This window comes from bacterium (Candidatus Blackallbacteria) CG13_big_fil_rev_8_21_14_2_50_49_14, assembly GCA_002783405.1.
Lineage (GTDB): Bacteria > Cyanobacteriota > Sericytochromatia > UBA7694 > UBA7694.
Genome location: PFGG01000009.1, coordinates 44,395 through 57,151 on the forward strand (window position 1 = coordinate 44,395; position 12,757 = coordinate 57,151).

11 protein-coding genes are annotated in these 12,757 nt (G+C 48.4%); 8 read left to right on the forward strand and 3 right to left on the reverse strand.

All coding sequences use genetic code 11. The features are described 5' to 3' along the window. Positions 1-5: 5 nt before the first annotated feature. A complete protein-coding gene (gene mmsA / locus COW20_01780) occupies positions 6-1,448 on the reverse strand; it encodes a methylmalonate-semialdehyde dehydrogenase (CoA acylating) (GenBank protein ID PIW50657.1) in 1,443 nt (480 codons plus the stop codon). 240 nt (positions 1,449-1,688) lie between these two features. Here mmsA and COW20_01785 point away from each other — a divergent pair, with 240 nt between their 5' ends. The 8 genes from COW20_01785 (at position 1,689) to COW20_01820 (ending at position 10,682) form a co-directional block, all read left to right on the forward strand. Further along, the gene (locus tag COW20_01785; GenBank protein ID PIW50658.1) at positions 1,689-2,198 is read left to right on the forward strand and encodes a hypothetical protein; all 510 of its coding nucleotides are present in this window, start codon (positions 1,689-1,691) and stop codon (positions 2,196-2,198) included. A 77-nt stretch (positions 2,199-2,275) separates the two neighbouring features. Continuing rightward, positions 2,276-4,528 carry a hypothetical protein gene (locus COW20_01790; GenBank protein ID PIW50659.1) on the forward strand — a complete coding sequence of 751 codons (2,253 nt, stop codon included), beginning with the start codon at positions 2,276-2,278 and terminating at the stop codon, positions 4,526-4,528. Between the two features lie 89 nt (positions 4,529-4,617). Beyond that, a complete protein-coding gene (locus tag COW20_01795) occupies positions 4,618-5,517 on the forward strand; it encodes a hypothetical protein (GenBank protein ID PIW50660.1) in 900 nt (299 codons plus the stop codon). Beyond that, positions 5,514-5,966 (forward strand): hypothetical protein, encoded by a 453-nt coding sequence (locus COW20_01800; protein ID PIW50661.1) that lies wholly within the window; start codon positions 5,514-5,516, stop codon positions 5,964-5,966. Before COW20_01795 ends, COW20_01800 begins: the two co-directional genes overlap by 4 nt. Then, positions 5,963-6,475: a hypothetical protein gene (locus COW20_01805; protein ID PIW50662.1), complete on the forward strand. Its 513-nt coding sequence runs from the start codon at positions 5,963-5,965 to the stop codon at positions 6,473-6,475. Before COW20_01800 ends, COW20_01805 begins: the two co-directional genes overlap by 4 nt. A gap of 274 nt (positions 6,476-6,749) precedes the next feature. Beyond that, complete coding sequence (locus COW20_01810) at positions 6,750-8,747, forward strand: hypothetical protein (protein ID PIW50663.1); 1,998 nt, start codon at positions 6,750-6,752, stop codon at positions 8,745-8,747. Continuing rightward, positions 8,690-9,628 carry an ABC transporter ATP-binding protein gene (locus tag COW20_01815; GenBank protein ID PIW50664.1) on the forward strand — a complete coding sequence of 313 codons (939 nt, stop codon included), beginning with the start codon at positions 8,690-8,692 and terminating at the stop codon, positions 9,626-9,628. Before COW20_01810 ends, COW20_01815 begins: the two co-directional genes overlap by 58 nt. Then, the gene (locus COW20_01820) at positions 9,621-10,682 is read left to right on the forward strand and encodes an ABC transporter permease (protein ID PIW50665.1); all 1,062 of its coding nucleotides are present in this window, start codon (positions 9,621-9,623) and stop codon (positions 10,680-10,682) included. Before COW20_01815 ends, COW20_01820 begins: the two co-directional genes overlap by 8 nt. Before the next feature lie 15 nt (positions 10,683-10,697). Here COW20_01820 and COW20_01825 read toward each other — a convergent pair whose 3' ends face one another. Together COW20_01825 and COW20_01830 are read right to left on the reverse strand one after the other, a co-directional pair. After that, positions 10,698-12,392, reverse strand: coding sequence for an acyl-CoA dehydrogenase (locus tag COW20_01825; GenBank protein PIW50666.1), 1,695 nt, complete (start codon positions 12,390-12,392; stop codon positions 10,698-10,700). Between the two features lie 115 nt (positions 12,393-12,507). After that, a complete protein-coding gene (locus COW20_01830) occupies positions 12,508-12,711 on the reverse strand; it encodes a hypothetical protein (GenBank protein PIW50667.1) in 204 nt (67 codons plus the stop codon). Between the last annotated feature and the right edge of the window lie 46 nt (positions 12,712-12,757).

Sequence of the window (12,757 nt, forward strand, 5' to 3'; positions counted from 1 at the left end):
AATGATTAGAGCCAGCGGCTGATCACGACTTTGCGTTCTGTATAGAATTCAATCCCGTGTTTGCCATGGGCTTTCAGATCACCAAAGAAGGATTGCTTGGTGCCTCCAAAATTGAAGAAGGACATGGGCGCTGCCACGCCAATATTGATACCCATCATGCTGGGAGAAACGTTATAGCAGAATTCACGGGCCCATTTCCCATTCTGGGTAAAAATCGAAGTGGTATTTGCCAATTCATGTTTCTCGATAATGGCAATGGCTTCATCCAGGCTCTCAGCCTTGATCAGGCAGAGCACAGGGCCAAAGACTTCCTCTTTGCCGATCGTCATTTCGGGGGTGACTTTGTCAAAAACGGTGGGCCCCAGGAAATATCCCTTGCTGTTTTCATAGCCAATACGGCCATCCAGCAAGAGTTCTGCTCCTTCTGCAACCCCTTTTTCGATATAGCCGATCACGCGTTCTTTGTGGCCTTTTGAAATCACGGGGCCCATCAGCACGCCCTCTTCCAGACCATTGCCGACTTTGATTTCCTTGGCTTTTGCCACCAGGCGATCTTTGAAAATTTCGTAGGCCTGGCCGACGAGAATCAGGGTGGCTCCAGCCAGGCAGCGTTCGCCCGCACAACCAAAGCACGAATCGGAGAGAATTTGGGTGGTCATTTCAGGTTCTGCATCGGGCATGACAACCAGGAAATTCTTGGCGCCGCCTAAAGCCTGAACCCGTTTGTGGTGGCGGGTGCCTGTTTCATAGACATGTTTGGCCACAGGGGTTGAACCGACGAAAGAAACCCCAACGATATCGGGATGCTCGCACAGGCCATTGACCATCTCTTTGGCGCCATGCACCATTTGAATTACACCTTTGGGCAAGCCTGTCTGGTGCCAGAGTTCAAACATGCGCTGTTGGGTCAGGGGGACTTGTTCAGAGGGCTTCAGCACAAAGGTATTTCCCGTGGCAATCGCATAGGGCATGAACCAGAGGGGCACCATGGCTGGGAAATTAAAGGGCGTAATGGCGCCATAGACACCCATCGCGCGGCGGGTGGATACACAGTCAATACCACGGCCAACGTCTTCAAGGGTTTCACCCTGCATCAGGCTGGGAATCCCACAGGCCACATCCAGATTGTCAATCCCGCGGCGCACATCCCCTTGCGCTTCAGCAAAGGTTTTTCCGTGCTCCTGGGTGACCAGGGTCGCGATTTCATCGAAATGTTCTTCCATCAAATTTTTAAAACGGAAGATATATTTCGCGCGCTCAGCAGGAGGGGTTCGACGCCAGCTGGGAAATGCGGCTTTGGCAGAAGCCACGGCGGCATCCAGATCTGCTCGGTTGCTCAGGGGAACCTGGGCCAAAACCTCTTCGGTGGCGGGATTGATGACATCCAGAACTTCGCTGGAAGATGAGGGGACAAATTCCCCATGTATATAATTACGCAAAACTTGCATGGAACTACCTCTCAGGTCATTACGGGTAAATTACAGACCTCGGTCTGTTGAATCGGGGGAATTTTGTTCTGGTGGATAGGGAGCACGATGCCCGAATGCCTTTATTTTAGCAAGTCTGCGGACAAAAGTAAATATCAGGTAATTAAAACTTTAATTTTAGAATAAGCTTTTGCCATGATGCGCATTCTGAGTGCTTTAGAGACGATAACTAGCTTATCAATTCTCGGGAGTAATTGAGCCATGGCCATTACCGCAATTCAACAGACACAAGTGATCAGCAAACCGCAGGAAGCTTCACGTAAACCGGAATCTCAACAAAGTCAGGCAGATAAACCTTTGGCAAGTATGGGAACGGATCAGGTCACGCTACAAAGCAAAGGCTCTGTCAGTCCGATAATCACCATTTCAGGCGGTGCCTTTGCGGGCAGTCTGGTGGGGGCTGCAACAGGAGGCTTGTTAATGGGGGCCGGGGATTTGTTCCTGGGCGGTGCACAAAGCGTGAAACAGGCCACGGCTTTTGGCGGGGGCTTTGGTGCAGTTGCCGGTTTTATCAGCGGGGGGGTGGTTGCCAATCTGACCGATTCCAAGCTCAAAGCAACGCTGTTTGGTGCGATTTCGGGTGCCGGTATTGGAGCTGTTGCTGGGGGCGCCATGGCAAAAAATCTTCCTGCAGCTTTGATCTCAGGGGGCGTAGGCGCTGTCTCTGGTGGGGTCAGTGCCTTTATGACCTCCAAGTGGTTGGGGCATTAATTCGCAGAAAGATCGTGATGATACCATTCTCAGGCAGATCTGTCTGAGAATGGTGAGATTGAGAAAGAAACAATAAAATGCAAGTTATCCACCGATTGATCGTATTGTCAGCTTTTCAGCTTCTGCTGCCTTTTCAGCCTTTTTTATCAGAACCTGTAAAAGCTGTTCTATTGCAAACCCAAGAAAATTTTTCAGAAGCGCTCTCTATCGCCGTTTTGCCCTTTGAAAACCTGACCCGTCTCAGTGAAGATGAATGGATGGGGCTGAGTTTGGCTGAAAGTCTGGCGGGCTCGTTGGCACGCTTGCCTACTCTGCAGGTGATTGAACGCAGCCAGATCAAACGCATACTGCAGGAACAGAGCTTTTCGCAATCTGCCTTGGCAGATAGTTCCCAGGCCCCTTCTTTGGGAAAATTGGTAGGTGCTCGGCGCATGGTGCTTGGCAATTTTCAAAAAGTGGGAGAGCGTCTGCGCATTCAGGCGCGCATGATCGCTGTGGAAACGGGTCAAATCTTGCCTGAGTCGGTGATTCAGGTAGAAGGACAGGTCCGTGACATTCTTGATTTGCAGGATCACCTTGCGCAAAAATTGCTCAAATCTTTTCAGGGTTCAACCTTTTCAGCACCTGCTGTTTCGCATTCGGCCTCTGCCAATGAAGTCCACTCGCTTTATTATCGTGGCCAGTATCTGCTTGAAAAAAATACGTCGGCAGATCGACAGGCTGCAGAAAAACTTTTCCAAGAAGCGTTGCGCTTGGCTCCCCAGGATGCGCTGGTTCAAACAGGCCTGGCTGAGTTGTCTTTGGCGCGTGGCGTTCGCAGCAAAAACAGCCAGGAACTTGAAAAGGCAATGCATTGGATCAATGTGGCTCTGCAGAATAACCCTCAGCTTGTCAAAGCCTGGTTGGTCAAGGTCAATATTTTGATTGCTCAAAAGCTTGACACCCAGGCAGAAGCACTTCTGAAAGAAGCCTTAGAGGTTTTTCCTGGCAATACTGAATTGGTCTTGAGCTATATTAATTTGCGAGATCAAGCTTCGATTGAAATCAGTAACAGAATGATTTCATCTGCTGAATTAAAATCTTTGCTACAGCGTTTAGGAGCAGAGCAAAATGCTCCTGAAATCGCTTTTTCCTTGGGAATGCACGTGCTTTATGAATTGTTTGAGCAAGATCAGCCAGATTTTGCCGAAGCCTTTGCACTTTTAAAACAGGCAGGTCAGGCTTTGCCGGATAATCCCGTGATCCCTTTGCAATTGGCGCAGATTTATGTGCGTCAAAACCAACCTGAACTGGCGCGACAACAAATCGAACTCGGTTTGAGCATTGACCCAGACAGTCCTTGGATTCCGATCATGGCTCACAGCAACTTCAAAAATCTATACTCTTACTATCGTCGTATGAAACAGCCTGAACGCATGGCTGAGATCCAAAAGCGCTCGCTCGAAGTGATTCAGAAAACGATTCAAAAATATCCGGACAAAGCCCTTAACCATGTTTTGCTTGCCCAAGATTTGGAGCAAATGGGCCAAACAGAGCAGGCCTTGGCAGCTTTGGATCAGGCAGAGAGAGTCTCCCCTGAGTACCCCACTATTTATACCCAACGCGCAAAAATTCTAGAAAAGCAGAAAAAAACAAAAGAGGCCATACAAGCTTTAGATAGGGGGCTGGCCTGGATTGACAGAAGTGAAGATTATCAGAGCATGAGACCCTATCTGATGTTTGAAAAGGGCAATCTAAAGATGAGTATGGGGCAAGCCGATGAGGCTTTGCTTCTTTTTCAGGCGATTTATGATCGCTACCCCGCTGAGCGGAGCAGTGCACTCATTGCTTTGATTGGCTATTACACTTCTTCGAAAGAGTACTCCCGGCTTTTAAACTATTATCAGGAATTATTTCAAATTGACCCCTTTTCACGCAAGAATGCCTATTTTCAGCAGGAATATAAGCAGGTTTGGCTGCGGAATGAATTGCTGAAAACCCCCCATTCAGTCGCCTTGCTCAACGACTTGGGGCAGGTTTTGCTCCAGGCCTATGAGATAGAAGAGGCTCAAAAGCATTTCAAAACAGCCTTGGAACTTGAGCCCAATAACCCTGTCGTGCTTTATAATTTAGGTTCCCTCTTCTTGACCAATGGGGAGCCTGGAAAAGCTATGCCTTTGCTTGAGAAAGCCTTAAAAAATAAGCCAGCTTATGTCAATGCAGCCTATAATCTGGGGTTGTCATATCTTGCGCTGCATCAAGAGGCCCAAGCCCGAGAGATTTTTCAGCAATTGCTGAGTTGGCAGCCAGATCATGCGCAGGCCTTGGCGGCTCTGAAAAATCTGCATTGAGAAGCCGTTTGAAGATTTCAGGGTTTGCCGCCCCTGATAAAAGCTGTGTACACTGGTTCATTCCAAGAAGTGATGAAAAATAGGATTTTATGCTCAGTTCTCTTGAACAGGTTTTGCTTTTTTTATCTTTTTTCTGCTTGAGCGTTGGCATTGGGGCTTCGATTGAAAAAAAAGATATTCTTGCCGTGTGGCAAGACAAAAAAGCGATTCTGGCAGGTTTGGGCCTGCAATATCTTTTGCTTCCCAGTTTGGCCTGTGTCTGGATTTTGACCTTGAACCTGCCACCACTTGCTGCGGGCACTTTGCTGCTGATTGCCACTTGCCCTGGCGGAACCACTTCGAATATGTTCACCTATTTTGCCAAGGCAGATGTCAGCTTGAGTATTTTTCTGACTTCTCTGACCACCTGCCTGGCTTTTTTCATGACTCCTCTGCTCTTGGCCTTGTTTGGAGGTTCATTGGGTATTTCGGGCTCTTTGCAGCTGCCTTTGCCTAATTTAATCGTCACCCTCTTTGCCGCTCTTCTGCCCGCTGGGATTGGCTATTTGATACGTGCAAAATCTGAAGGGTGGGCAAAGCGAACAGAAAGAGTGGGAGCTTGGATCGGCTATGTTTCGATTGGCATCATGTTGGTGATTTGGGGGCCCAAAATTCTTGAGCTTTTACAAAAAGAAGACCTGCGTGTCTTTGTGGCGACAGGGCTCTTGAGTTTGAGTGGTATTTTCTTTGCGCATTTACTCAGTCGGGGCCTGCACTTTGAGCAGCGGATTGCCCGCACGCTCTCCTTTGAAACAGGGATTCAAAACGCACCCTTGGCTTTTGCGATTATCAGCCTCAATCTTCCCCGTGAAACCGTTCTACAGATCAGTTGGATCCCTCTGCTATATGGGGCACTTTCAGTGGGCAATGCCGCTTTGTTTACCTTGCTTTACCGCTTTTCGGCGTTGCGGATTGCCCCTGAGCTGCAAACTGTGAGGCAGGGAGAATGAAAGCCACTACCTCACGTGCTTTTCGGCAAAAACATATCAATACTTATAGTTATGCCGATTTTGATAATTTTGAAGACTATTTTCTCTATTTGCATCTCAATCAGGATGTCTTGCGAATGCATTTTTTCGGTTCCTTTGTTTCCATTCCCCTCTTGCCCTGGGCCCTGTGGATGTCTTGTTACCAACACCAGTTCTGGCCCTTGGTACTCTATTTGGGTCTGTATTATGGCTGTGGCTTTTCAAGCCATTTCCTCTGTGATGGCAGAGTATCCAAAACCACGCCTGATTATGGCCCTTCGTATTTTTATGTGATCAATCTCAATTTCCGAATTTTGGCCGGCAAAATGAAGGAATACGAGCGGAATTATTTTGAAAAATATCCGCACACGCTTTGGGTTTACGATAAAAACCTGGAGCCGCCAGCGGGTGTTATTGGGGGAGGGCGATGAGGCAGATTGCGTATCCTGCTTGGCTCAAACCCTTTTTAATCCTGAATTTTGTTCTGGGAGCCGGCTTGAGCTTTTTGCCTTTGCTCCGTCCCTTGGGGTGGGGGCTGATGTTGCAGGCTGGGTATTTGGCCATCGGCTATGTCTGTATCTATGTGGCCGAATTGGAATCAGATTTCATGACCCAGGCCAAGCGAGAAGTCGGTGATTGGAATGGCCTGATCGTGGCGTTGACACGCTTGCGCACTGAAAATTGTGAAGCTGCAGTTTTGGCTGAAGCACTGCAAGTCTTAAACCGCCAGTTTTGGCGGGAGTATCTGCTCTCCCGTCGTTATCTTTTGCGTTCAAGTCTCAAACCCAATTCAGAGCTGGAGCAGCGCTTCAAGATCTGCAATCAAGTGGCGATTGAGTGGAAAAACCTGCTGGAAGCAAAACTTGCAAGCAGAGATTATCAACTCCAGGGAGAAGAAAAGCAGGCCTTGCTGACACTTCAAGAGTTACGTCAGGCTTGATTCAGGACTGTTTTTTTCTGACTGCGTTAAAAATTTGCCTAAAATTTGACGATTGAGTTGATCCATTCTCCAACCTCTGTTCAAGTGCCTTTCGACAGTATAAAACCAAATCCAGAACAGGCCTTGGTTACCAACGCTGTTTTCATCTCTTGGGTCATCAAGGCCTCAAACTGAAGTGAAAGTTTTGAACCTCTGTATTGTGCCGCAGGCATTTCCCTTCCTTCTGTTCAAATTTCATAAAAACCAATTGAGAAAATAGCGTTATAATGCCTGCATGAACGCATCTGAAATACCCTCTTTGGAATCCTCGTTTATTGAAGCTCTGAAGTCGCTGCAAGCAGGCGAAATACTGACGTCACGTCAGGCCTTTGAATCCATTGTTCGCGATTATCCAGACTGTAAAGAAGCCTGGTATCATTTGGGCGAAATCTGCCAAAAATGGGGAGACTTCGAGAACGCGATTGATCATTATACCCATGTGCTGGAGCTGGACCCCGCTATTCAAGAGGTCTATAACAATTTGGGCGTGATAGCCACTCTGCAGGGGCTGCCAGATTTGGCCAGCGGTTATTTTTTTAAGGCGCTTGAAATCAATTCCGAATTTGCCCCTGCCCATCTCAATCTCGGTCAGCTGTTTTTACCGCTCGGGCAGTATGATCTGTTTGCCTATCACTGTCTTCAAGCTTTAAACATTGACGCTTCGCTGGAAAGAACCTATTTTCAAACCGGAATGAATGCTTTGCTTAAGGGTGATTTTACGCAAGCAGAAGCGCTTTTTTCTGTGATTGTAAAATATTCTGGCACCTTGAGGGTCAGTGCCCTGCTCAAAAAGACTTTCTGTTTGCAGCGTTTGGGGCGAGACAGTGAGGCCTTGGGCTGCCTTGATCAGGCCTATGAACTCGACCCGGATGGCACCATTGCCTTGATGCGTGCCTTTTATCTGCCTGTGGTCTATCGCAGTGAAGCCGAATTGAACCAATGGCGCGATCAATTGACAGCCAAGTTGGAGACACTTGAAGCCGAACAGGCAAATTTGAGCTTCAGGCGTCTGCATGAAATGGATTGGTATCCTTTTTACCTGGCCTATCAAGGCCAGAACGACCTCGAGATTATGCAGCGTCTGGCCCGCTTGATTCAGCCCCATGTGCCAGCGCTTTCCCCTTTGCAAGAAAAACGCCCACGCGAGAAAAATTTGCGTGTGGGTTGGGTTTCCCGTTATTTTCATACCCATTCAGTTGCCCAGTGCTTTTTGCCTGTATTGAATAATTTTCCCAAAGGGACTGTTCATCTCTTGTTTCAGGTGCCAGGCTCGCGTCAGGACTTGATGCCGGGCAGATTTCAAGCAGCAATTGCTGCCGTTTTGCCCCTTTCTGAAGTACTTGCTCAAGCCCAGGAACAAATTCAGGCCCAAGAACTGGATATCTTGATCTATACAGATTTGGGCATGGAGCCCTTTGGCTTTTTATTGGCTCAGAACCGTCTGGCTCCCTTGCAGTATCTCTTGCCGGGTCACCCTGTGACTTCGGGTCTGAAGAGTTTGGATGGTTTTATTTCATCTCGAGTGCTTGAAGGCCCTGATGCCCAGCAGCATTACCAGGAGCCGCTTGTACTTTTAGATCACCCCCTTGTCAATTTCCCCAATCAAGCACAGCACCCTGTGATCGAGCGTGCTCAGACAGGTCTGCCCGCTGGCCGGCTTTACGCCTGCCCTGTCACCCTGTTTAAATTGCATCCCGGTTTTGACAAGGTTTTTGCAGCCTTGCTCGCAGCAGATCCAGAGGCTCAAATCCTCTGTTTTCAAGATCAATCGCCTGAGATTGCAGCCATTCTCAAGACGCGTTGGCAAGAGCTTTTGGGGCCAGATTCGGAACGCATGCATCTTCTGCCCTGGCAAAGTGCTGAGCGCTTTCAGGAATTGCTTCCCCATTTTGATCTGGTTCTGGATCCTTTTCCCTTTGGTTTGGGCACCACGGCCTATCTCGCTTTGCAGGCTGAGGTGCCGATGGTCTCCTGGCCAGGAGAATTTCTCAGGGGCCGGGTGGTACAGGCCCTGTATCAAACCCTGGGCATACAGACGGGCCTGGCCACTTCGCTTGAAGACTATGTCACACAGGCCCTGGCCCTGGCGCAAAACCCTGAATTGCGCCAAGCCTGGATTCAAACTTTGCGCCAACAGAAACATCTTCTGTTTGAGAGTTCGCTGGGCGGCCAGGAATTGGCTGTTTTCTTACAGGATGCCCAGGCCCGAAAACTTCAGCAGGAAACTGTGTGAGCGAGCCCCTGCTCTCGGTTCGAAATTTGGTCAAGGTCTATCCTGGCGGGGTGGAGGCCGTGCGGGGCATCAGTTTTGAGCTGGAGCAAGGCATGTGTTTGGGCTTGCTGGGCCCCAACGGGGCGGGCAAAACCACGACCCTTGAAATGATTGAAGATACGCTCTCTCCCAGTTCGGGGGAAATACGCTATAAGGGCGTTGCCCGTGGCCCCCATTTTAAAGAAGAAGTCGGTATTCAATTTCAAAGTACAGAATTGCCCCAATATCTGAGCGTGGGTGAAACCCTGAAAACCTTTCACCGTTTGTATACACGCCAGGCCCCACTTGCCGAAATTATTGAAATCTGTCAGTTAAAAGAATTATTAGATCGCGATAACCGTAAAATTTCTGGGGGGCAAAAACAGCGTCTCTTATTGGCTTTGGCACTGCTCAATGATCCCGATCTGGTTTTTTTGGATGAGCCTACCACGGGTATGGATCCGCAAGCCCGCCGCAATCTCTGGGAGGCAGTGCTTGAAATCAAACGCAGGGGAAAAACCTTGGTTTTGACAACCCATTATATGGATGAGGCCCAATTGCTCTGTGATCGGGTGGCGATTGTGGATCAAGGCCTGATTTTAACCAGTGGAACGCCCCGTGAATTGATTCAAGAACATTGCCCCTATGTTTCGGTGATTTTACCCGCTCAGACCCAGGCTCTGAAGGATTTTCCCTGGCCAGTACTGGAACACCAACAGGGACTTGAAATTCGTGCAACCGAGGCCAATGCCTGTATCCAAGAACTTTTGCGCAGAGAAATTGCCCTGAACGAGATCAGCATTCACACGCCCAATCTCGAAGATGTGTTTTTGGTGCTGACAGGACGGAGTTTGCGTGAATAAGTTTTCCAAAAGCTTTGAGCGTTTCTGGAGTATCTTTGTGGCCCGGAATTACGAATTTATTCGCGATCGGGGCACTTTGGCCTGGAGCTTTCTCTTTCCTTTTCTGATGCTGGTGGGTTTCAGTTTTACCTTTGATCGTGAACATCCCCCCGCCCAGGCCAAGATTGGTCTGGTGGGCAGCCAGTCTGTTCAATGGCAGGCCACCCTCAAAACCCTTCCCTTGATCGAGGTGGTTTTGATTGAAAATCTGGAGCAGGCCCGCGATAAGCTGGCGCACCACAAGCTGGATTTGGTTTTAGACACTTCGCCTCAACCCCCCGTCTATTTTTTAAGTGAAACTTCGCCCAAAAGCAGCGTGGCAGAAAAACTCGTGATTCGGGAATTGGAAGTGCGGGAAGCGCGCCCGCCGCCCCCTCCACTTTTCAGACGAGAAACCCTCAAAGGCTTGGAAGTTCCCTACCTTGACTGGTTTTTTCCAGGCATGTTGGGCATGAATATCATGTTCTCAGCGGTTTTTGGGGTGGGCTATGTGATTGTGCGCTACCGAAAAAATGGCATGCTCAAACGTTTGAGCGCCACACCTCTGACAGCCTTTGAGTTTTTAGCGGCACAACTCAGTTCTCGCCTCTTTTTAATAATCTGCAATACCCTGATTCTGTTCGGGGGCTCCCTGCTTTTGTTTCATTTTGAAGTGCGGGGTTCGTGGTTGGCTTTGGTTTTGCTGTTTATTTTGGGGTCGACCAGTCTGATTTCGCTGGGCTTGGTGGTGGCTGCGCGAACGGAATCTGAAGAGTTGGCCGGAGGCTTGATCAATCTACTTACCTGGCCGATGATGTTTTTTTCTGAGGTATGGTTTTCACTTGAGGGTGCGCCTGAGTGGCTGCAAAAGCTGGCTTTGCTCTTTCCCCTGACCCATATGATTCGTGGCATGCGCCAGGTCATGAATGATGGCGCGGGCCTGGCGCAGGTTTCAGGAACTCTGCTGCTTTTGCTGAGCATGACGCTGGTTTTTCTCAGTTTGGGAGCCAGTCTCTTTCGCTGGCGAAAAGTTTAAATGGTCTGCGGGCGTTTAGGCCCCTTGCATGGTGTAGCTGTCTTTCAAGGCAAAGACCTGGTTTTTCCAGATCTTTTCGAAGCGTTCCGGGTTGACCGTGGGTTTTGCAATCATGCGCAGGCTGAGCCATTGCTGACGTTTGGTACTGCTGGTTTTGCTGTACAATTGCAGGGCAAATTTTGAAAAATCGCGAATCATAAAATCAAAAATCTGATCCAAGAGATCATCTTCTAAGCCCAGGCTGTTTTCGAGAATCAATTGCCCGTAGACCACCAGGGTAAACAATTCACCCACAATCAAGAGAAAATCTATATCTTTGATTTGTTCAGGTGTGGGGGGAGCCAGTACCAACCATTGCCGGAACCTGTTGATTTGTTTTCTGAAAATACGCAGATTGGCTAAATCTTTGCGGGCATAGGTCTGACGGTAATCGTGAAAGCGGATTTTACTCAGGCCTTTGGTGCTGCCCTGCTGAAAGAGAAAATCGTCATTGCGGGGGCTGGTCACGGGCTTGATTTCAGGATAGGCCTGGGGATTAAAAAAATAATTTTTCATAAATTTGATAATCAAGGCCATATTGACGTGCACCGTGCCCTCAAGTTTGGGCAGCCCGCGAATATCCCTGACGGCCATTTCAAAAAAGGTTTCTTTCTCAAATCCCTTGGCGGCAATCACATCCCAAAGCAGATTCATGACTTCTTCCCCCTGGGTCGTGACTTTCATTTTGACCATGGGGTTATACAAGAGGTAACGGCGATCCTCAGCTGAGGCGTTTCTGAAATAATCAATGCTGCGGGTGGAAAAGGCTTTCATGGCTACCAGACGGCAATAGGCATCCATCATCAATTGCCGGATATGCACAAAATCAGTGACACAGTGGTCAAACAGGCGGCGGTGCGAGGCGTGGTTGATGGCTTCATAAAAGGCATGGGTACACATGCCGATGGCGGCAAAGCCCAAATTGAATTTGCCAATATTGATGCTGTTCAAGACTGTATTCCAGGCTTCATCACCGGAAGAGAGGATTTCTTCGGCCTTTACAGGGTAATTTTTTAGTTCAAATTCAGCGATGAAATTTTGGGAATTGATCAGGTTTTTATGGCAGAGATATTCAGGTCGAGAGGTTTCAGCTACAAAAAATACATAGTCATTTTGGTCTGTTCGCTTGCCAAAAGTGGATACATAGGCGGCTTGGTTGCCATTGCCAATATAATATTTGCGGCCATTGGCAAGAAAATGCCCCTGTGTGTCTGGGCTCAGGGCCATTTCACTGGCATAGAGATCTGCCCCGTGTTCTTTTTCGGAGACCCCAAAGGCAAATATTCCGCCTGCTTTTAGGAATTTTGCTGTTTGACGTTTGACCTTCTCATTGCTGCTCATCCAAATCGGACCCAAACCGAGAATACTGACCTGCCAGGTATACCAATAGGAAGTGCTGTAAAACCCCAAGATTTCGTTAAAGGCGCAGATCCGGTTGGTATCCCAGCAGGCGCCCTTTTCGCCATAGGGTTCTGGTGTGAGCAGGTTTGCAAAAATCTGTTCCTGCTTAAAAAATTCAAGAATATCTGCATACCACACGCGCTCACGATCATCGGCTTTGATTTTGGCAAGGCCTTTGTTTTCAAAAAAAGCAATGCTTTTACGCATCAGCTCACGGGCTTGGGGGTCGAGCGTTTGAAAACTTTCCAAGTGAGGATGAAAAAGGTGCATGCAATTTTCCAGGTAAATTTTTGAATTGAATCAGGAAGTTACAGTATAGCCGATGAAAGGCCCTGGGTGTTTTTCTTTGGGGCGGCTTCAATCATGCGAAAGAAGCTGGAGAGGTTTAATAACAGACGCTGCAGCAGTTTTGTTTCAGTCTTTTTTTCAGTGAAATTTCGTGCAGCTTGACCTGCGCTTCAGGAAACATCTGAGAGAGAAAGTGAAAATGCTGCCGGGCAGGTTCTGCTTCTTCAAAAAAACGATCCCGCATCTGCAGGCCATTTTGTAGATAGGTAATCAGATAAATCTGCTCTTCCTGTACAGCCATGAAATCTTCCCCCTTGAACCGATAGTTTATTCATAGCAAATTTGAG

Bases quoted from the DNA above. Each gene is read 5' to 3' on its own strand.
- mmsA (PIW50657.1), bottom strand. From the start codon at position 1,448: ATGCAAGTTTTGCGTAATTATATACATGGGGAATTTGTCCCCTCATCT.
- COW20_01785 (PIW50658.1), top strand. From the start codon at position 1,689: ATGGCCATTACCGCAATTCAACAGACACAAGTGATCAGCAAACCGCAG.
- COW20_01790 (PIW50659.1), top strand. From the start codon at position 2,276: ATGCAAGTTATCCACCGATTGATCGTATTGTCAGCTTTTCAGCTTCTG.
- COW20_01795 (PIW50660.1), top strand. From the start codon at position 4,618: ATGCTCAGTTCTCTTGAACAGGTTTTGCTTTTTTTATCTTTTTTCTGC.
- COW20_01800 (PIW50661.1), top strand. From the start codon at position 5,514: ATGAAAGCCACTACCTCACGTGCTTTTCGGCAAAAACATATCAATACT.
- COW20_01805 (PIW50662.1), top strand. From the start codon at position 5,963: ATGAGGCAGATTGCGTATCCTGCTTGGCTCAAACCCTTTTTAATCCTG.
- COW20_01810 (PIW50663.1), top strand. From the start codon at position 6,750: ATGAACGCATCTGAAATACCCTCTTTGGAATCCTCGTTTATTGAAGCT.
- COW20_01825 (PIW50666.1), bottom strand. From the start codon at position 12,392: ATGCACCTTTTTCATCCTCACTTGGAAAGTTTTCAAACGCTCGACCCC.
- COW20_01830 (PIW50667.1), bottom strand. From the start codon at position 12,711: ATGGCTGTACAGGAAGAGCAGATTTATCTGATTACCTATCTACAAAAT.